Annotated in this window: 21 protein-coding genes; 9 read left to right on the forward strand and 12 right to left on the reverse strand. The window is 46.7% G+C overall.

Features of this window, described 5'->3' with window-relative positions; translation table 11 throughout:
• The first annotated feature begins 24 nt into the window (after positions 1–24).
• The 9 genes from EHQ17_RS15080 to EHQ17_RS15120 all read left to right on the forward strand — a co-directional run bounded on the left by EHQ17_RS15080 (position 25) and on the right by EHQ17_RS15120 (position 7,878).
• On the forward strand, positions 25–1,029 hold the full coding sequence (locus EHQ17_RS15080) for a sulfate ABC transporter substrate-binding protein (RefSeq protein ID WP_135590554.1): 1,005 nt from the start codon (positions 25–27) through the stop codon (positions 1,027–1,029).
• Between the two features lie 238 nt (positions 1,030–1,267).
• The gene (locus tag EHQ17_RS15085; RefSeq protein ID WP_135590553.1) at positions 1,268–2,287 is read left to right on the forward strand and encodes a sulfate ABC transporter substrate-binding protein; all 1,020 of its coding nucleotides are present in this window, start codon (positions 1,268–1,270) and stop codon (positions 2,285–2,287) included.
• Positions 2,288–2,302: 15 nt separating this feature from the next.
• On the forward strand, positions 2,303–3,139 hold the full coding sequence (gene cysT / locus EHQ17_RS15090; RefSeq protein ID WP_135590552.1) for a sulfate ABC transporter permease subunit CysT: 837 nt from the start codon (positions 2,303–2,305) through the stop codon (positions 3,137–3,139).
• Positions 3,136–3,975: a sulfate ABC transporter permease subunit CysW gene (gene cysW / locus EHQ17_RS15095; protein ID WP_135590551.1), complete on the forward strand. Its 840-nt coding sequence runs from the start codon at positions 3,136–3,138 to the stop codon at positions 3,973–3,975. The genes cysT and cysW overlap by 4 nt, the downstream gene beginning before the upstream one ends.
• Positions 3,976–3,977: 2 nt before the next feature.
• Positions 3,978–5,048 carry a sulfate/molybdate ABC transporter ATP-binding protein gene (locus EHQ17_RS15100; RefSeq protein WP_135590550.1) on the forward strand — a complete coding sequence of 357 codons (1,071 nt, stop codon included), beginning with the start codon at positions 3,978–3,980 and terminating at the stop codon, positions 5,046–5,048.
• Positions 5,049–5,057: 9 nt separating this feature from the next.
• Positions 5,058–5,711 carry a pyridoxamine 5'-phosphate oxidase gene (gene pdxH, locus EHQ17_RS15105; RefSeq protein ID WP_135590549.1) on the forward strand — a complete coding sequence of 218 codons (654 nt, stop codon included), beginning with the start codon at positions 5,058–5,060 and terminating at the stop codon, positions 5,709–5,711.
• Between the two features lie 164 nt (positions 5,712–5,875).
• Entirely contained in the window at positions 5,876–6,316 is a 441-nt protein-coding gene (locus EHQ17_RS15110) for a VOC family protein (protein WP_135590548.1), read from the forward strand.
• Between the two features lie 49 nt (positions 6,317–6,365).
• Entirely contained in the window at positions 6,366–6,758 is a 393-nt protein-coding gene (locus EHQ17_RS15115) for a DUF2200 domain-containing protein (RefSeq protein ID WP_135590547.1), read from the forward strand.
• Positions 6,759–6,933: 175 nt separating this feature from the next.
• On the forward strand, positions 6,934–7,878 hold the full coding sequence (locus EHQ17_RS15120; protein WP_246057572.1) for a DUF4349 domain-containing protein: 945 nt from the start codon (positions 6,934–6,936) through the stop codon (positions 7,876–7,878).
• A gap of 365 nt (positions 7,879–8,243) precedes the next feature.
• On the opposite strand, the gene EHQ17_RS15125 is transcribed toward EHQ17_RS15120, so the two are convergent.
• From EHQ17_RS15125 to EHQ17_RS15180, 12 genes are all read right to left on the reverse strand, one after another.
• On the reverse strand, positions 8,244–9,449 hold the full coding sequence (locus EHQ17_RS15125) for a bifunctional 3,4-dihydroxy-2-butanone-4-phosphate synthase/GTP cyclohydrolase II (RefSeq protein ID WP_135590546.1): 1,206 nt from the start codon (positions 9,447–9,449) through the stop codon (positions 8,244–8,246).
• A 105-nt stretch (positions 9,450–9,554) separates the two neighbouring features.
• Positions 9,555–10,160, reverse strand: coding sequence for a riboflavin synthase (locus EHQ17_RS15130; protein WP_135590545.1), 606 nt, complete (start codon positions 10,158–10,160; stop codon positions 9,555–9,557).
• Complete coding sequence (locus EHQ17_RS15135; protein ID WP_135590544.1) at positions 10,145–11,416, reverse strand: bifunctional diaminohydroxyphosphoribosylaminopyrimidine deaminase/5-amino-6-(5-phosphoribosylamino)uracil reductase RibD; 1,272 nt, start codon at positions 11,414–11,416, stop codon at positions 10,145–10,147. The genes EHQ17_RS15130 and EHQ17_RS15135 overlap by 16 nt, the downstream gene beginning before the upstream one ends.
• On the reverse strand, positions 11,416–12,357 hold the full coding sequence (gene secF, locus EHQ17_RS15140) for a protein translocase subunit SecF (RefSeq protein ID WP_135590543.1): 942 nt from the start codon (positions 12,355–12,357) through the stop codon (positions 11,416–11,418). Before secF ends, EHQ17_RS15135 begins: the two co-directional genes overlap by 1 nt.
• 2 nt (positions 12,358–12,359) lie before the next feature.
• The gene (secD, locus tag EHQ17_RS15145) at positions 12,360–14,288 is read right to left on the reverse strand and encodes a protein translocase subunit SecD (RefSeq protein WP_135590542.1); all 1,929 of its coding nucleotides are present in this window, start codon (positions 14,286–14,288) and stop codon (positions 12,360–12,362) included.
• 10 nt (positions 14,289–14,298) lie between these two features.
• Complete coding sequence (locus EHQ17_RS15150; protein WP_135590541.1) at positions 14,299–15,075, reverse strand: SRP-less Sec system protein; 777 nt, start codon at positions 15,073–15,075, stop codon at positions 14,299–14,301.
• Complete coding sequence (gene yajC / locus EHQ17_RS15155; protein ID WP_135590540.1) at positions 15,072–15,401, reverse strand: preprotein translocase subunit YajC; 330 nt, start codon at positions 15,399–15,401, stop codon at positions 15,072–15,074. The genes EHQ17_RS15150 and yajC overlap by 4 nt, the downstream gene beginning before the upstream one ends.
• A gap of 54 nt (positions 15,402–15,455) precedes the next feature.
• Positions 15,456–16,466: an anthranilate phosphoribosyltransferase gene (gene trpD, locus EHQ17_RS15160; protein WP_135590539.1), complete on the reverse strand. Its 1,011-nt coding sequence runs from the start codon at positions 16,464–16,466 to the stop codon at positions 15,456–15,458.
• Positions 16,441–17,187, reverse strand: coding sequence for a CDP-diacylglycerol--glycerol-3-phosphate 3-phosphatidyltransferase (gene pgsA / locus EHQ17_RS15165; protein WP_135590538.1), 747 nt, complete (start codon positions 17,185–17,187; stop codon positions 16,441–16,443). Before pgsA ends, trpD begins: the two co-directional genes overlap by 26 nt.
• A complete protein-coding gene (gene rimO, locus EHQ17_RS15170; protein ID WP_135590537.1) occupies positions 17,184–18,503 on the reverse strand; it encodes a 30S ribosomal protein S12 methylthiotransferase RimO in 1,320 nt (439 codons plus the stop codon). Before rimO ends, pgsA begins: the two co-directional genes overlap by 4 nt.
• Before the next feature lie 6 nt (positions 18,504–18,509).
• Positions 18,510–19,625: a helix-turn-helix domain-containing protein gene (locus EHQ17_RS15175; protein ID WP_135590536.1), complete on the reverse strand. Its 1,116-nt coding sequence runs from the start codon at positions 19,623–19,625 to the stop codon at positions 18,510–18,512.
• A 27-nt stretch (positions 19,626–19,652) separates the two neighbouring features.
• Positions 19,653–20,363 (reverse strand): LolA family protein, encoded by a 711-nt coding sequence (locus EHQ17_RS15180; RefSeq protein WP_246057573.1) that lies wholly within the window; start codon positions 20,361–20,363, stop codon positions 19,653–19,655.
• Positions 20,364–20,407 lie beyond the last annotated feature (44 nt).

Here is a 20,407-nt window from a genome sequence, read left to right on the forward strand (position 1 = left end):
AAAATTGGAAGTCAGGTACATTTTATGAAAACAGAAAAATTTAGATCGGCACTGGCCGTAATCCTTTTCTCCGCTTTATCGTTTCCGATTTCGGCGAAAGACGTAACCCTGCTCAACGTTTCCTACGATCCTACGAGGGAATTGTATGCCGAGTATAACAAACTTTTTGCAAGTTATTGGAAGTCCAAAACGGGTGACGAAGTTCGAATCAATCAATCGCACGGAGGTTCCGGTAAACAGGCCCGTTCGGTGATCGACGGTCTCGAGGCGGATATAGTAACCTTAGCACTCGCCTACGACGTTGACATCATCGCTTCCAAAGGATTGATCGCGAGGGATTGGTTAAAGAGTCTTCCGAACAACAGCACTCCTTACACTTCTACGATCGTGTTCGTGGTCCGCAAAGGAAACCCGAAGAACATAAAGGATTGGGACGATTTGGCGCGTTCTAAAGTGAGCGTGATCACACCGAACCCGAAAACGAGCGGAGGAGCCCGATGGAACTATCTCGCCGCCTGGGCCTTTGCAGCGAAAAAATTCAACAACGACGTTGCGAAAATCCACGACTTCATCAAAACTTTGTTCAAGAACGTGCCGGTTCTGGATTCGGGCGCAAGAGGATCGAGTAATACGTTCGCGCAGAACGGAATCGGAGACGTGCTGATCGCCTGGGAAAACGAATCCTTCCTCATTCTCGAGGAATTCGGAAAGGAAAAATACGAGGTGATTTATCCTTCCTTGAGTATTCTCGCGGAACCTCCCGTTGCGATCGTGGAAAAGAACGCCGAAAAACACGGAACATTAGAAACTTCTAAAGCGTATCTGAAATCGCTCTATTCGGAAGCCGCTCAAGAAATCATCGCCAAACACGGATATAGACCTAGAAACCAATCGATTCTAAAAAAATACCAATTCAAATTTCCTAAGTTGGAATTAATCACGGTCGATTCCCATTTCGGAGGATGGAACAAGGCGCAAAAAGATCACTTTGCAGACGGAGCGTCCTTTGACCAATTGTATGTAAAGTAAAGACATACGAACACTCTGAGGTATTGCCTAATTCTACAAGATACCTTAGAGTTTCTTTTCAAAAGATCGTTTGAATTAAATTCAATAGAATCGCGAGGCATTTTCATCCAAACGAAAAAGGCGAAAAAGCTGACAAAATTCTTGACTTTCGAACAGCATTTTCGATTCTTTGATAGAAATATCTAATAAATTAGATATTTATTCACTTTACTGTAGATTCTTTCGAAGGAATGCCCGAATGAAATCCAATTTTTATGCTCTTTTTGTTTCCCTCGTATTCTTTCTGCTGATTCCGGCTTTAGGAAACGGTCTTTTTTCAGAGACCAAACTCCTAAACGTCTCCTACGATCCGACGAGGGAATTGTATTCTCAAATCAATAAACGTTTCGTATCTCACTGGAAAAAGAAAACGGGTGAGGATCTGACGATCAACCAATCGCACGGAGGTTCCGGTAAACAAGCAAGGGCCGTCATCGATGGGCTGGAAGCGGACGTGGTGACCTTGGCTCTCGCGCACGATATAGAAGCCATTGCCGAAAAGTCGAAATTGTTATCGACCGAGTGGGAAAACCGGCTTCCCCACCAAAGTTCCCCTTATACTTCTACGATCGTTTTTCTGGTCCGCAAAGGAAATCCAAAGAACATAAAGGACTGGGACGATTTGGTGAAACCGGGAATCGGAGTGGTAACACCCAATCCGAAAACCGGAGGCGGAGCGAGATGGAATTATCTCGCAGCCTGGGGGTATGCGAAAGCGAAATACGGTTCGGAGGAAAAAGCGAAGGATTTCCTAAAGAAATTATACGCGAACGTCCTCGTCTTGGATTCTGGAGCAAGAGGTTCTCTGACTACGTTCGTTCAAAGAGGTATAGGAGACGTACTGATTTCCTGGGAAAACGAAGCACATCTAGCGTTACACGAAACGGCAAAAAACGGAAGCGGTAGCGTGGAGATAGTGTTTCCTTCGGTAAGCATTTTGGCGGAACCCTCCGTTGCGGTCGTCACAAAAAACGCAGAAAAACACAAAACGACCGAAGTCGCGGAAAGTTATCTGAAATTCTTATATACTCCGGAAGCGCAGGAAGTGATCGCGAGCAATTTTTATCGCCCGACGGACGTCAAAATTCTTCCTAAATACAAAAATATATTCAAAAATCTGAAACTATTCACCATCCGCGACGTGGCAGGTTCCTGGAAAAGCGCCCAGGAAAAACACTTTGCGGACGGCGCACTTTTCGATCAGATAACCGCTAAATAAAACTTATATAATATAATGTTTTCATTAAATTTAAGAACCAAACCCTACGGAAAAACCGCCTTTGGTATCGGACTCGGGATCACCGTAACCTATCTTAGTTTGATCGTAATCATTCCTTTGGCCGCACTTTTTTTAAAAAGTTCCTCCATCGGCTGGGAAGGTTTTCTAAAACTTCTCACCGACGACCGGATCGTCGCGGCGCTTTTTTTAAGTTTCGGCGCAGGCGCGATCGCGGCGTTCATCAATCTTTTCCTAGGATTTTTATTCGCCTGGGTTTTGGTTCGTTACGAATTTCCGGGTAAATCGTTGTTGGATTCCATCGTCGATCTTCCGTTCACACTTCCTACCGCAGTGGCGGGAATCGCGTTAACGACCATATATAGCAAAAACGGAATGATAGGAAAACTGTTCGATCCTTACGGAATCAAAATCGCGTACACACCCGCAGGAATCGTAATCGCGTTGGTGTTCATAGGTTTTCCGTTCGTGGTAAGAACCGTACAACCGGTCTTGGAGGAATTTCCGAAAGAACTCGAGGAATCCGCCTATTGTCTCGGAGCCAATCGTTGGCAGATATTCACAAAGATCATTTTTCCTGAATTGATTCCGTCCCTCGTCACCGGAACGGCAATGGCATTTGCGAGAGGCATCGGAGAATACGGCTCGGTCGTGTTCATCTCGGGAAACCTACCCGGCAAGACCGAAATTCTACCCTTATTGATCGTTACCAAACTGGAACAATACCAATACGAAGAAGCGACCGGTATTGCGTTCATCATGCTGGTGATTTCTTTCGGAATATTATTAGGAATTAATATACTTCAGACAATTTCGGCGAGGAGAAGCGGATGAAACAGGAATCGACGGCCGTGCGTATCCTGTTAGTCGGGGCGGTCCTATTTTTTACGGGATTAATCCTTATTCTTCCCATCTATACGGTGTTATACGAAGCGTTCTCCAAAGGACTGGAAGTTTATTGGGAAGGGATCAGCGAACCTGATACCGTATCTGCTTTAAAACTCACCCTAACTGTGGTTGTGATAGCCGTTCCTCTCAATACGATTTTCGGGGTAGTCTCGGCGTTTTCGATCACACGTTTCGAGTTTCCGGGAAAAAGTTGGTTATTAACCGTCATCGATTCCCCGTTTTCCGTTTCTCCGGTTATCTCCGGTCTTATCTTTATCCTTCTTTTCGGAAGACAGGGTTGGTTCGGTCCTTGGCTGGAACAAATGGATCTTAAGATCGTATTCAACACTCCCGGACTCGTAATCGCGACCGTGTTCATCACCCTTCCCTTCGTATCCAGAGAACTGATTCCTCTTATGGAATCGCAAGGATTGGAAGAGGAGGAAGCCGGACTTTTACTGGGCGCGTCCCCTCTTCAGGTTTTTTTAAGGATCGTAGTCCCCGGAATCAAATACGGTTTGTTATACGGAATCATCTTATGCAACGCAAGAGCCATGGGAGAATTCGGAGCTGTCTCCGTTTTATCCGGACATATCCGCGGACAAACGAACACTCTTCCTCTACAAATAGAAGTTTTGTATAACGAATATAATTCCGTGGCCGCTTTCTCCGCGGCGTCGTTACTCGTATTCTTATCCTTGATCACTCTCGTAGCGAAACAAATTTTAGAGCGTAAGATCAAAACGGCGAAAAAGGAAGAATCACTCCAAGATGAGGTTTAATCATGGGAATCGAAATTAAGGACGTAACCAAACGATTCGGCAACTTCACCGCGATCGAAAATCTTTCGCTCGAAGTACCTTCCGGAGATTTGGTCGCCTTGCTCGGTCCTTCCGGATCGGGGAAAACCACTTTGTTGAGAATCATAGCGGGGCTCGAAGACGCGGATTCCGGTCAGGTTATCTTCGAAGGAAACGAAGTGGGGAAAAAGAACGCAAAGGATCGAGGAGTCGGCTTCGTCTTTCAACATTACGCCCTTTTCCGACATATGACGATTTTCGAAAATATAGCTTTCGGTCTTAAAGTGAGGAAACGTTCCGAAAGACCTGACAAACACGCGATACGGGAAAAGGTGATGAACCTTTTAAAATTAGTGCAGCTCGAAAATTTCCACGCACGATATCCGGCCGAATTATCCGGAGGACAAAGGCAAAGAGTGGCCCTGGCGAGAGCACTCGCGATAGAACCTCGTTTTTTATTGTTAGACGAACCCTTCGGAGCGTTAGACGCTAAGGTACGAAAAGAGTTGAGAAACTGGCTGCGAAGACTTCACGACGAAATCCACATCACGAGCGTGTTCGTAACCCACGATCAGGAAGAAGCCTTGGAAGTATCGGATAAAGTCGTAATATTACGTTCCGGTAAAATAGAACAGGTCGGAACCCCCGACGAAGTCTACAATCATCCGAAAAATTCCTTCGTCTTCCACTTCTTAGGGGATGTGAATCTGTTTCACGGAAGGGTCCAAGGTGGACAAACCCAACTCGGCGAAATTAAAGTGGATACGCCCGAACATTCGGAAGTGGAAAACGCGTCCGCAGTCGGTTATGTCCGTCCGTACGACGTGGAAATACTTAGGGAACCCGTTGAAGCGCAGACGATTCCCGCGGAAATCCAATACATCCATTCCACAGGAAGAACCGTAAAGATAGATCTCAAACGATTGGACACTGGATCGATTCTCGAATCACAGTTGAACTCTACGGAGTTTCAAACCTTAAACCTTCTTCCCGGGGAAACCGTTTACATTCGGTTTAAAAAAGTGAAAGTTTATGTGGAAGATTATACGATCTAAATAATAGATATGAAATCCGACCTTTCCTCAATACGCACCAACTATACGAAATCTTCTTTGGACGTTTCCGATACCGGAGACGATCCGATCGTATTCTTCCAAAAATGGTTTCAAGAGGCGGTTTTATCGGAAGTTTTGGAAGTAAACGCGATGACTTTGGCGACCGCGACCAAAGACGGAAAACCGAACGCAAGGACGGTTCTACTCAAAGGAATTACGGACGGAGCTTTCGTTTTTTTTACGAATTACGAAAGTAAGAAGGGCAAGGAACTCGACGAGAATCCGAAAGCCTGTCTCGTTTTTTTCTGGCCCGAGTTGGAAAGACAAGTTCGCATCGAAGGCGGCGTAACCAAAATCCCGCGAAGAGAATCGGAAGAATACTTTCATTCCAGACCGATCGAATCGCAAGTCGGCGCCCATTCCTCTCCGCAAAGCAGCGAAATTCCCGACCGATCCTATTTGGAGGAACGGTTCCGAAAACTAAGAACCGAATTCAAGGACGCGGAAATCGACGTTCCTCCGTATTGGGGCGGTTATGCGGTGAAACCGGAGCGGATCGAATTCTGGCAAGGAAGAGCAAGTCGTCTTCACGATCGGATCGTATTCGAAATAAAAGAGAATTCCGGCGCAGCCGTTTGGAGAAAGTTTCGCGTCGCTCCGTAATTGTTTTGAATAAAACGTAGAGTTGGGATAAAATCGAACTCGAATCCATTCGATGATCGCCGAGCCTTACGGTTTCTGCGCGTTGAGACGGAAACCGCAGGGCGCGATTAATAATTTTAAAAACACTAATACGAGTTATACGACCAAAGCGAGAAGATGAAATCATGAAACTCAAACGGATGGACAACGTAGGAATCGTCGTAGAAGACTTAACGGCAACGATCGCATTTTTCGCCGAATTAGGTTTAGAACTCGAAGGGGAAACCAGAGTGGAAGGCTCCTGGGCGGACCACGTCGTCGGACTCTCCGGAATACAAGTAGATATCGCGATGATGCGGACACCGGACGGAAAGAGTCGGCTGGAACTGATGAAATTCCTCAAACCGAAGGCGATACAAACGGAACCTGCAAACGCACCGGCAAACGCTTTGGGAATTCGTAGAATCATGTTTGCCGTTGAGGATATCGAAGAGGTGATCGCACGTTTGAAAACACACGGCGCACAACTCATCGGCCGACTCGAACGTTACGAGGATAGTTATTTACTCTGCTACTTACGCAGCCCCGAAGGTTTTATCGTCGCTCTCGCGGAAGAACTACGGTAACGGAAAATCAAAATCCGCTTTGAGAGGCAAGGCCGGAGCGAAACAAAAAATGAGAACAAAAACGACGGATTCTAAATTTTCCGAAAAAAAACCGAGGATATTCTCCGCTTCCTTCGCCAGCGTATATCCGCTTTATATACAAAAGGCGGAAAAAAAAGGAAGAACGAAGGCGGAGGTCGATACGATCATTCGCTGGTTGACCGGATACGATCAGAAAGGTCTTCTAAAACAAATCAAAAACGAAGTGAACTTCGAGGAATTTTTCGACCAAGCTCCGCAAATCAACAAGAACGTTTCCCTGATCCAGGGCGTAATTTGCGGATATCGTGTGGAGGAGATCGAAGACGAACTGATGCGAAACATTCGTTACCTGGATAAGTTGATCGATGAATTAGCCAAAGGAAAATCCATGGACAAAATCCTCAGAGGATCCGTTCGTTAATAACGAATTCCGTTCCAGGATTCGGATCGAAATTCGGCGCGATAGAAATTCGTTCCGCAAAGGAGGGAATGAATTCTCTCCTTTGCGGATTTGTGCGAATTCGGGGAACGTTTTTGTAGAGAATTTCGGTCCATCCGGATGTTAGATTACGTACCCGAACATCCGGAGAACTCCATTGAATCAAAATCGTCTTTTGTTGATCGTCTTAAGTTTATGTTTGGCGGCTATGATCGCCTGCGGCAAAAAAGAATCACCCAACGAAAATTCTCCCGCATCGGAATCTTCCGTGGAAGATAGATTGCGCTCTATTTCGTCGAAAACAGCTCCCGCTCCGCCTGGCGCCGATAAACAAACGGAAAAAAAAAGAGAAGCCGACTTCGACATTTCCGGCGAAACGGCTCCGGCAAAAGAGGCTAAGGATCAGGCCGACAACCAACTCGGGGCCGTATTCGCGCCGATCAACGGGCTCGGAACCGAACGTTTGTTGGAATACAATATCCAGCTTTCCTATCAATGTGACGATCTCGTAAAAACCAGAAAGGAACTTTTGAACTTCGTTTCCAAATACGGTTATTTGGAAACCAGTTCCGCTTTCAACGGTAGACAACCTTCGATGAGCGTTCGGATGCACGTTCGATCCGCAAAACTCTACGAGGCCTTACAGGAACTGGATCGCCTCGGATCTTTGTTAACGGAAGATATTTCCACCGTCGATCATACGGAGGGAATGGTTTGGCAGAAGCGTAAAACTTCTCGGGAAAAAATCCGATTAACGAGAAGAAACAACGCGAACAATCAGATCGGAGCGGGTGCAAAGAACTGGGAAGCCGTCGAAGAATCCGTTTCGAGTAGCGAAGACGAATTGGATTTAGCGGAACACGAAACTTGGAAAATCAAGGATCGAGTTCAGTGGGCGACGATTTCCGTTTCTTACGGAATTCCGATTCCCAGCGACGCCGTCCAAGTTCCGGAATACAAAAACGCCCTCGTAGGAATCCTAAACTTGTTCCTGCAACTTACGTATTATTTTCTTTGGTGGCTTCCGTTTCTTTTGTTTGGAGGTACGGCCGTATATTACACTTTACGAATATATAAAAAATGGAAAGGGAGAAACTCGTAGTGGAAAATCCTTAATCAGTAGATTTCGCACGCGAAAAGAAAGGATTCGGGCAGGATTGGTTTTCTTGCCCGGTCCCGATCGCTGACTCGTATGAAGAGGATCATCGGCCTCGGGAAAACGGTCGGCCGTTTTTGGTTCATCGCGTCGGAATTACCACACAGCATACTCGAAGTTTTCGATTGCAAAAACCGTAATTCTGTGATAGGAAGAAATTACCGGAGATACTCCCGCGGACCCGCCTCCACCACCCTAACTCGGGCGGGGGCGCGCGCGTTTCACGGCAAAATCCTCGGAATTACGACGAATATTCCGACTTCCACCGGAAAAAACATTTTTAGACGGAGGATCGGCGCGGGTGGAGCGAACTAACTTAAACCCAGAATATGCCCGAGTTTCAGCTTCTTGGTCATCAAATATCCGTGGTTGTCCGAACCGGGTTGAATCTCGATCGGGATCCTTTCCACGACCTCCAAACCGTAACCGTCCAAACCTACGATCTTTCTCGGATTGTTCGTAAGAATTTTCATTTTGCCGACGCCGATCTCACGAAGTATCTGAGCACCGATCCCGTAATCCCTCAAATCGGGAGCGAAACCGAGTTTTTCATTCGCTTCGACGGTATCATATCCTTTATCTTGAATATTATAAGCCTTTAATTTATTAATCAGACCGATCCCACGTCCCTCCTGTCTCATATACAAAAGGACTCCCTTTCCTTCCTTGGAGATCATCTCCAGGGCGGAATGAAGTTGAGGACCACAATCACACCGATTGCTGGAAAAGATATCCCCGGTCAGACATTCACTATGAACACGCACCATAACCGGTTCGTCTTTTTTGATCTCCCCTTTTACGAGAGCGACGTGAATCTTATCGTCGATCAAAGTGGAATACGCGCGAATCGCAAAGTCACCGTATTCGGTAGGAAGTTTCGATTCTACTTCCAGGCGAATCAGGTTTTCCTTCGCCCTACGATATCGGATCAAATCTTCTATGGTATAAATATTCAGACCGTGTTTTTCGGCGAATTTTTCCAGATCGGGAAGACGAGCCATCGTCCCGTCGTCGTTCATAATTTCACAAATGACACCCGCGGCATATAAACCGGCAAGTTTGGAAAGATCCACGGAAGCCTCTGTATGCCCCGCTCTTCGCAAAACCCCGCCGGGAACCGCTTGCAAAGGAAACAAATGTCCGGGGCGCATTAAATCTCCGGAAACCGTTTTCTCATCCAATAAAACTTGAACCGTAACCGCACGATCCTGCGCGGAAATTCCCGTGGAGGTTCCTTGTTTCGCGTCCACAGAAACGGTAAACGCAGTTCCGTGTTTATCTCCCAGGGAATAATCGTCCACCATACGATGTAGTCCGAGCTTCTTCAGACGCTCCGCTTCCATCGGCATACAAATCAAGCCCCGACCGAAGGTCGCCATGAAATTGATTTTTTCCTTATCGGCAAACTCGGCCGCAACGACAAGGTCACCCTCGTTTTCGCGATCTTCCGAATCCACAAGAATGATCATTCTTCCGGATTTGATTTCTTCGATTGCATTCTCAATAGGTTGGATCATAGCTCTTACTTACCATCTCTTCTATTGGACTGAAATTTGGCTACAGAAACTTAAATCTTTGGAATCAAATCCATGTTTCGCAAAAGGAATAGTTCGAATTCTTAACTATTTCCGAGACGAAAGAAGTTGTTCCAAATAACGAGCGACAAGATCGATTTCCAAATTCAAAATCGAACCCGATTTCCAAAACGAAGCGTTCGTTTTTTTCAAAGTTTCCGGAATCAAAACTAGATCGAATTCTCCCGGTCTGGAATCCACCACCGTCAACGAAATTCCGTCCACGGTGATACTTCCGCGGGGAGCGATGTATTTGGAAAGAGACGGATCGTTTTCCACGGTATAACAGACCACCGATCCGCCTTCCCTTTCTTCGATCGAAATAATTTTCCCGGTTCCATCCACGTGACCGCTTACGATATGACCTCCCAACCGGGTCGTAGGAAGGGCGCTTCGCTCCAAGTTAACCGCGTCCCCCGTTTTCAAAAGACCGAAGTTGGTCAGCTCCAACGTTTTAAAGGTGGAATAAAACCGGAACCGGTTTCCCTGCGCAAGAAACTCGGTTACGGTTTGACAACATCCGTTCACCGAAATCGAATCCCCGAGTTTTAGGTCGGGGTTCGACCAGGAAGTTTCCACGAGAAAATCCCGGCCGTCGTTCGTTTCCAAAATTTCCAGAACGGTTCCTTTTGTTTCGACTAAACCTGTGAACATCGATACGCCTCCCAGACGTCTTCGCCCGCGTTCCTTTTCCAGAATGAGAATTTCGAATCCGTTTTTAAAGCGGGTAAGATTCCGTTCGGAAGGGAAACCGGAGTTTGAATTTTCAGAATGATATCGTTTCCATCGGCTCTCGCGGAGAAGGTTTCGTAAATCAGATTTCCCCCTTCCACAAGTAGTCGGTTTACCCCGATCGAAGTTAGAACGGACAGACACTCTTCGGCCAAATCGGAACCTTCGAACCGAAACGGTTCGAAACGACTCAAGGTAGAAAGTTTACGCAGAATTCGTTTCGCGATCACCACATCCTTTTTGAGGAAAAAAACGCATCTTTTTAAACCGAATTTCCTTTCGATCGATTCCTGTTTTTCGATCCATTCTTCGGTTATATTTGATTCTTCGAATATAATAAAAACTCGATATGGTTGATACCTTTCCGGAGTCGATCTATGAACGGATATTATTTCCGGATCCGCACCAAAACGGAAAAGATCCTCCAAAAAACCGGAAACGCCTCCTTGGGTCGCGGAACTTTCTTCCACGATCGTTTGTTCACCGATAATATCCGAAGACAAATCCGAAAGGAGGGATTCAGTTCTGAACTCCAGGCCGGGTTTGTCCCGAAAAAGTGTTCCCGGTCCCACGAGAACTGCGTCACACTTCGCTCGCAAAATCGAAGTTAGGTGATTTGAGACCTTTCCGGAAAGGGGAAACCTGGATTTATCCAGCGGAGCAAAATGACCTTCCCGGGAAACGGCCGTTTTTAAGATCATAGAGGGTTTCTTTTTTTCCAGACGGGACGCGAATCCGAACAGGGTTTGCGAAGCGATCGTTTGCAAATCCGGATCCGATACTACTTCGATTCCCGCCCTACGACAAAGTTCCAGACCGTCGTTTTCACGAACCAGAGGATTGGGATCCTTCCATCCGAAATATAGGGTTTTGGGTTTGTATCGAAGAATCAGATCGATACAAGGCGGGGTTTTTCCTTGATGGGAACAAGGCTCCAACGTAACCCATACGTTATGCGGCACAGCGATTCCACGTTCGGAAATTTCGGAAAAAACCGAATATGCGTTTTTTTCAGCGTGCGCTCCCCCTGTGGGAGAAGTCCTACCTTTTGCGAGTATACGCGCATTATCCGGATCGGTTAATATACAAGCAACCGGAGGATTGGGGGAACTTTCCCCCGTAGACAAAAAGGCCAGTTTACGCAATTCCTCCCGAAAAACTTCCGGGAGGATGGACATCAGGTGCGGACTCTTCTTGAGATATGATCGTAGATATCCACCAGCGGAGCGGCGATGAATACGGAAGAATAGGTTCCTATGACGATTCCGAACGTAAGCACGTAGGCGAAGTCGAACAACTCGGTCGCTCCTCCTATGATGATCGCTACGATGGAAATCAAGGTCGCAAAAGAGGTGTTAAACGTCCTTCCCAAAGTTTGATTGATCGAAACGTTGATCGTTTGTCCAAACGTTTCGTTCAGATTTCCGGCCGAATTCTCACGGATCCTATCGAAGACCACGATGGTATCGTTGATCGAATATCCTAGAAGAGTCAAGAGCGCCGCGATGATCGGGACGCTCGGTTTGATCTGAAAGAACCCGATAAAGGCCACCGTCAAAACGAGATCGTGCGTCAAAGCGAGAATCGCACTGATTGCGAACTTGAACTGAAATCGAAAACTGATATACGCGAGAATGATCGCCATCGTTAGTCCCAACAAAGTGACGCCCGTGGAGGAAAGTTCCCCTCCTACGATCGCACCGACCTGGTTGGCGCTGAGGACCTTACCTTTGTCGATTCCGAAGTCCGCGATCAAAAGGGAGATAAGGGCGTCGATTCCGGAAAGATCCAACTTATCCGTCGCTTTGAGTCCGTTTTTTGCCTTGTATTTTTGGAGAATGGAATCCACTGAACCCAAACCGATATCGATTTGGTAGTGGTTTTTTTCCTTATCCAAAAGTAGGAGAACCGCTTCGATGTTGTTATCCGCGAAGTAAGTTTCCAATTTTTTACGATCCGTATTCCGATCGAACTCTACGACTGTCCGCAGCCCCCCGTTAAAATCCAGGGAATTGGCAAATCCGCCGTGGACCGCGAACGTATACGTAAAACCGAAAACGATGAGGGCCAGGGAAATAACGATGGAAACGTATTTGTATTTTATAAAATCGAAAAACATTCTTAAGACTCCAATTTTTTAAAACCGATCTGGAGTTTTTGAACTCCCAGCTTATTGACCAAAAGATCCATGATCAATCGGCTTAAGAATAACGAGGTAAACAGGGAGGTGACAATCCCCCAACACAGAGTGATCGCGAATCCTTTGATCGGACCGTTTCCTAAACGGATCATCAAAATTCCGGAAATCAAAGTGGTGACGTTACTGTCTATGATCGTCCAAAACGCATTGTCGAACCCCTGCGCCACCGCAACCGCGGCGGACTTACCGGCTTGCAATTCCTCTTTGATCCGTTCGTAGATGATCACGTTCGCATCCACGGCCATACCTACGGTGAGAATGATTCCCGCAAACCCAGGAAGCGTAAGCGTAAATCCCATCAAGGAAAGAAGAGCGCTCAGAATTACGATGTTCGCAAAGAGCGCCAGATTGGCCACCAGACCGGAAAGACGATAGATCAGCAGCATATAAAACATAACGAATATAAAACCGATGATCACCGCCTTCATACCGACTTCGATCGATTCTATCCCGAGCGTAGGTCCGATAAATCGCATTTCCAAAACACGAAGCGGAATCGGAAGCGCGCCTTCGCTGATCACGTTCGCCAAATCCACGGCTTCTTCCTTCGCGAAAGAACCGTCGATCTGCGCGACTCCGCCTGCAATGGCTCCACGAATCGTAGGAGCGGAAACCACCTTGTCCCCCCATACGATCGCCAAATTTCTTCCCTTGTTTTGGGAAGTGATCTCGAAGAATTTTTCGGCGCCCGCGCTTGTCAGAGTAAACGAAACGATATAACCGAAGGAATTGTTCTCGAAAGAAGGTCTTGCGTCTCTCATATCCCTTCCGTCGAGGGCGATCGCTTTTTCCAAAACGATAAAACGTCTCGGAAGCAGGGGAGAATTCTGATTGTTCCCCCTCGCCCAATACGCGAAAACCCTGTATTTGTCCTTGGGAATTTTATACTTGTCCTCCAAGGATTGAAGAAACTTTTCCTGTTCCGCACGGCCGAGTTTTTGTTTTACGATATTCTGATATTTGACGATGTCCGTTTCTTCCCGTTTTTTCAGTTCGAGAAGACGGTTTTCTTCCTGTTGTAGAATCGCCGCGTAGGTCAGACCGTTTCCGGCGGAATTTTCGGGTTCTTCGAGACGATATTCCACCGTTTCGGTGTTTTGTATGATTTCCAAAATCTGCGAGGAATTGGTGACGCCCGGAAGCGAAACTTCGATGGAATCCTGATCCTTTTGGATTCGAACCTGCGGTTCGGTCAGATTCTGGCTCGTAAGCCGGTTGTCTATGATCAGTTTCGCCTTTTCGAGTTCGAGCAATTTACGGCTGGGCGAAAGTTCGAAGTAACTTTCGATCTCGCTCAGACGATCCTTTGCTTTTTTCTTTTCCTTTTCGTCCGCGGAAACGTCCGCGATCGTCTTCTGCAAGGATTCAATTTCTTTAATATAACTTTCTCGTAATTTGAAAGCGTAGTCTTCGAAATCCCCTTTCATCGCCACCCGCATCCCGCCTTGAAGATCCAAACCGAGTTTGATCGTCAAAGGACGTCCTTTGAAAATCCATTCCTCCACGATCGTGGGGCGAAGTTTGTTTTTCGCTTCCAGGATCAAATCCGGATTCTCTTGGGAGATCTGGTTGATCTTTGCGGAAGTGACGAATCTTCCCGTGATCAGAAAATACGGTTGATCCTTGAGCTCGGAGGGAGCGGGAGAAATGGCCCAACCGGATTGTTTGTATTCCTGATTCCAACGTTGTTCGAATTTGGAAAGGATCTCTTTCTTTTGCTCTTCGGGAAGAACGGTAAATTCCTTACGGATCGCGATCTCCAATTCTCTCGGAGCGAAGTTCGGGTAAAGAATAACGATTGCCGCTAAAATAATAGCAAGCGGCAGGAAAATCCATGTCGCAGATTTCAAGGGAAAACTCCTAGTCTCTTCTCATTTTATTGATCGTAACCGGGGATCTGCGGCCGGAACTTCCGCGCGATTTTCCCGCTTTCAATCGATACAAAGCAAATAATAGAATAAAGACGACGATGATGATCGGTTTTTTGTATTCGGAAAGGAATCCGGTAAACGAACCCGACTTCTGTCCTTCCTGAACCTTCTTTTTTTCCTCTTCCTTTTTCTTGTCTTCGCCTAACTTGAGTATGTCGGAAAGACGGCTTTGAAAGGAAGGTCCCTGCGGTGTAGTTTGCGCTGCTTCCGCGGACGCGGTATAACCGGGGAGATTATCGGGACGAACCTTGACTTCCTCATTGACCCAGTACGGCTTGGGAAGATCTCCCGCGTCCACCCTAGAAGCGCTCGCGAGTTGTGTATCTTCCCCGTTTTTGGAGGAGAGCGTTTGTGTTCCGGAATTGGAATTGGAAGAATTGCTTCCGTTGCTGGAGGAGGAATTTCCGGAAGAACTTTCGTTTCCACCGTTATTGTCCGGTTCCACGTTCTTCTTTTGGTTTCCTTCCGGGTTGGAAGGATTGGTGGAGGATTTTTTGGACTTTTTCTTTTTGGATTTTTTCTTTTCTTTTTTCTTGGAAACCTTAGCGCCGTTAGACGAAGATCCGGAACCCGAGGACTTTTTGCTCGCGGTCTTTTTCGGTTCTGCGACCTTTTCTAAAAAGTCGATTTCTTCCCCGTCTTGGGAAAACAAAACGGAATTCCCCAGAAATAAAAAGATCAGAATTGAGACCGCTGCTTGTTTCATTTGTCCGTTTGTTTCTTTTTTACGACCGTACTAGCGGTGAACGATACGTTTGTGTCTTTCGCTATATTGAGTACGACCACTTCGTTGTTGTCTTTGATTTCCACGACCTTACCGTGAATTCCGGAGGAAGTGATCACTTCGTCGCCTTTTTTCAGACTTTCGATCATCTCTTTGCGTTTTTTCTCTTCGCTTCTTTGCGGGCGAATGACCAGGAAATACATGATCACGAGCATGATCGGGATCAAAAGTAACGTGGAGAACGGGGATTTATCGCCTTCTCCGGCGGCCTGCGCCAATTGAAGTAGAATGATGGAATCAAAGGTCATGTTTTTTTCCTGTCTTATTCTTTATATCGGATTTCTAACCAGTATTTTTCCCGTTTACTCTTTGGAAATTAAATCTTCGAAATACTTTTTTGTTTTTCCGGAAAGCAAGGATTCTAAGGCGATTTTATAACCTTCTTCGATCGAAGCCGTCTTTCCCATCACAAAAAGCCCCGCTCCCGCGTTCAAGGCGACCGCGTGCGTTCCGGCGATCGGTTCGGAACCCAGAACCCTCCGCGCCAACCCCTCCGCGTGATCGCTGGAATCGGCGTACACTTCCTCTCGTTTTAAGGAGGAAATTCCTAAAACGGTCGGATCAAACGAACGACGTCCGATGACCCCGTTTTCCAAAAAGGTATAATCGGTGATTTGGAAGATGGAAAATTCGTCCAGACCGTCCCGGGAATGACAGACCAAGGCCCGTTTTAAACCCAAGGCCTGCAAAACCTTGATGAACAATTCCATCAACTCGGGTTGATAAACCCCGATGATTTGATATTGCGGAGAAAACGGATTGGAAAGAGGACCGATCATGTTGAACACCGTGCGAAATCCGAGTTCCTTACGAACCGGACCCGCGTATTTCATGGAAGGGTGCCACATCGGAGCGAAGAGAAAGGTGAATCCTCGGTTCAAAAGATGCGCTTCCACTTCTTCCTGAGTTTGTTCGGTTTTGTAACCGAGTCGTGTGAGAATATCGCTCGATCCCGTATGAGAAGAAACGGACCTGTTTCCGTGTTTGGCGACCTTGATTCCAAGAGAGGCTAAGGTGATCGCCGAAAGAGTGCTGATATTGATGGTTCCTTGTCCGTCCCCTCCCGTTCCGCAGGTATCGAGCAGATCAAACGGAAATACGGTTTTGGGTCGAAGAGCGTTTTTACGAAGCGCGAGTGTACAACCGAGAACCTCATCCGCGGATTCTCCGTTGGAACGCATCGCAGTCAAAAAGGAAGCCAGAAGGATTTCGGAAACTTCCCCTTTCATGACGTGACTCAAAAAGGATTCCGCCTCCTCCGCGCTCAGGTGTTTACGATCGATGAGTTTAAGAACGGCCGCTCTTGGTTCCATTTTTTTCAAACATCCTTTTGAGATTGGAAGGGTACAACACCTCTTTGTTGGTAACGAAATAACGGATCCCGGATATCACGGTGATCGCCGTAGTAACGAGCATTCCCCAATACGGAACAAAGGCTCCGAGACCGAAGATAACGTCTCCGATTCCGGTGTTTTTGTTTAGGTTTTGGAAAAAGTAGACCGCGTTTCCGGTCGCGATCTCGAACACGGTCAGACCGCTCGCCTTACCGTGCGCGTATGCTTCGTTGATGAGAATCCTCTTCTTGCTCGAAACCAAAATAAAAAAAATGAGAATCAGAACGATGGCTCCCATCTGAAACACCGTCTTGATTTTTCCGAGCATGGTCGTGCGGATCGACTTACCTTGACGAATGGCCAGATAACGCAAACTCGTGATGAGCATATCACGGGCGATGATCAGAAAAACCATCCAGAATTCGATCTGTTCCTGCAAAAAGATAAAGGTGATAAAACAACCGGTGACGATGATCTTGTCCGCGAGAGGATCCAGAAATTTTCCGAACTCGGTTTCCTGATTCCACTTTCTCGCCAGATAACCGTCGATCAAGTCGGTGAGCGAGGCCGCGGAAAAAAGAACCAAAGCCGCGATATGGTATTCCCATTCCTTTTGAAACAGAAACCATACGAAAAAGGGAACCGCGGCGACGCGGAGCATCGTAAGAATATTAGGAATATTGAAAATAATTTTCTTCATCGGGAAACCCAAGTTCCGTTCATATCGTATTCGTAAAAGGAATCGATCCTCACTCTGCCGATCCAACCCGGCCGGAGGGAAACGTCGTCCACATACACAACCTCGTCCATTTCCGGAGCGTCCTGCAACCTACGAACGACCGCTTGTCCGTCTTCGATCGAATCCACGATCGCGTCGTAGGTTTGACCGATCCGGGCTTCGTGGATTTCCTCCAAAATCGCAAGATGTGCGTCCCGAATCAGATTGATCCGTTTGGACTTTTCCTTTTCGGAAACGGTCTGTTTTAATTCGGCTCCCGTCGTTCCTTCCTGCGGTGAATAGGAGAATAGGTTCACTTTTTCGGGTCTCGTGTCTTCGATAAAACGCAAAACTTGATCCACGTCGTCCGCGTCTTCGCCCGGATAACCGATGATAAACGAAGTGCGTATTTCTAGTCCCGGTTTGACTTCCCTCGCGAGCGAAAACAAATCCTTAAAATACGAACCTTCTCCGGCGCGATTCATACTCTTCAGAATTTTGGAAGAAACGTGTTGTAATGGCGATTCGAGATACGGAGCGATTTTCGGAGTTTGTCCCATGAGTCGAATCAGCTTTTCCGTTTTTTTATCGGGATACAAATACAACAATCTTAGAATTTCCAGAGAATCGATATCGGCCACTTTGCGGACCATATCCAAAAGAACTTCCGAATCCCTACCGTAATACACAGTATCCTGAGAGACGAGACAGATTTCTTTCGCCCCCGCACGAATGGCCCGGTCCGCGTCGGCGAGAATATTTTCCACAGGAGATTCTCGGAACTTACCCCGAAAGGAAGGAATGATACAAAACGAACAACCCCGATTGCAACCGTCGGAAACTTTGACGTACGCGTACGGTTTGGAATAGTTTTCGATTCCGGAGGAAAGTTTGAGTCGTTCCAGAATATCTTCGTTGAATTCTTTTTTAGAAGGGGAAAGATCCGGAAATTTCTCGCGGAGGATTTTACCCGCTTGATCGTATTTTCCGGTTCCAAAAAAAAGATCCACTTCCGGAATTTCCGCGCTGATATTGTCCGGGTATCGTTCCGCAAAACAACCGACTACCACGAGTTTTTGGTGATTTTGTTTTTTGACCTGGGCCGCGGAAAGAATGGTCTGGATCGTTTCTTCCGTTGCGGATTGGATAAAGGTGCAGGTATTGATAAAATGAAAGTCCGATTCCTCGGGAAGAGAAGCCGGGGTAAACCCCTCTTCCAAAAGGGAATGGTGCATGCTCATAGAGTCCGCCGTATTTTTAGGACAACCGAGCGTAGTGATGTAGAACTTCTTCTCCAAAAAAAACTATTCTCCCAACTCCTTGATGATGGACTGAGTGCTATCATAAGGATTCTGCGTTTTTACGAAGATCTTTTTCACGAGTTTACCGGGGCGACCGAGGGTGATCTTGGGTTTGCCGTTTTGAATCATGTCCACCGCGGAGCCGTCGCCCACTTTCAATTCGAGACGATCCTTGGCTTCGAGACTTCTGTTTTCCCCGGCTTGTACGAGACCTCGAAAACCCATCTGACCGTCGATGATGAATTCCGCGTAACTCGCCTTGTTGAAGAACAGAGTGACCTGGATGGGAACGTCGCCTAACGTCTTTGTGTTATCGACCGCGTTGTTGTTTTCCTGTTTTTGTTCCTCTTCGCTTAACGTTACGAGAACCTTCGCCGAATTTTCGGTCACCGCCTGCGCGATGATCCGAACGTTTCTTCTGAGACTGGAGATTTCGGGAATGGTGTAACTGAGTACTTTTTCCTGTCCTTCGCTCAGACGGAATTTGTATACGGTCAATTCCGGATAGACGTTGAACGCAAGAACCGCCGTATTGAGCGCCCCGCCTTTTTCCACAGAATCGATGAACAACTTACACTGTTGGTTGCTCACCGAAAAGCTGACTCCCTTGTCCGGGGTGAGGATAAAGGATTCGCTTCGGTTGTCGGGAATCGAACGGGAAAGAAAATCTATGTTTTCGGGGATGTCCAATTTTTTTCCGGACTCTTCCACCGCGTCGTCTCCGGAAGAGGAATCCGTAAAACTGTCCACGATCAGATAACCGGAAATGAGGATGATCAGAACCGACGCGATCGTGAGGATCTTATTCTTATCCACGTTGATCTTCGTATAATACGAAGTAGTCGGGCGGGTCAGTTCTTCGAGAGGAGCCTGCGATTCTTCAATCTTCTCTCCCCTATAAAGATTGATCAGTTGTCCCGTGTCCAACTTGAGATAACTGCCGTAGTTCTTCAAAAAACCCATGGTGAACGTTTCACCCGGGAACTGGGAATAATCCTCCGTTTCCAACGCGAGGATGTATTTCACAGAGATATTCGTTTCCTTGGCGACGTCCTTGACGCTCAGCTTTTTTTCTTCTCTCGCTTCGCGCAGAATCTGTCCTACTCTTTTCTGATTCAATGTTTCGCTCCTTCCCGGACTCAACGGTTACTGTTCCGACACAAGAGGGTTGTTTACGATTTTTGCGTTTCCGCTGATATGAAAATTGAACTGACCGTCTTCCAAATCGGGATTGGTTTCCAAATTGGAGAATTCGATCGTCGTTTCCTTTCCTCTTCCGTCACTGGCCACCGCTTTTTGGATGAAGTAGGTTTGCGCGTCCACGTAAAGAAGCATGGTTTCGAAACCGCCCACTTTTTCGCGTTGTTCCAAATTGAGAACGAAGTATTTTTTTCCGTCCTTGGAAGAGGTTTGCGGTTGTTCGATCGAATCGAATTTATAGTGATACTTTCTGAAAATACGGGAAAGTCCTTCGTCGGTGAAACTCGAAAAAATAGGACCGGATTTATTCGATTTATTTAATGTAAGATCCTGTTTGCCGACGGCGTTGAGACGGGCGATGTAGATGTATAAGGTCTTTCCGTCGGATACGATTTCGTCGCCGGAAGGATCGTTGAATTGATAACGGATTCGTCCGCCTTTTTTGTAAAGACAGACCCCTCTCATGTTTTTGCTCTTCTTATTGGAAACCGTTTGGATCTGAAAATCGGCTTTGTAGGAATTCAGTTCGCTGAATTTTTTCTTCACCTGTTTGACGACTTCGGAAGGGGAATTCCAGTTATGAGCCGGCTGCGCGCTCAAAGAACTTTCCGCGATTATAAATAGACTGCAAAAAGAAAGAATGATGGTTTGTTTCATGGGAAAAACCGGATCTCCCGGGATTTTTTTACTAGCTTCGGACG

Origin of the sequence: Leptospira gomenensis, from assembly GCF_004770155.1 — a bacterium.
Classification (GTDB): domain Bacteria; phylum Spirochaetota; class Leptospiria; order Leptospirales; family Leptospiraceae; genus Leptospira; species Leptospira gomenensis.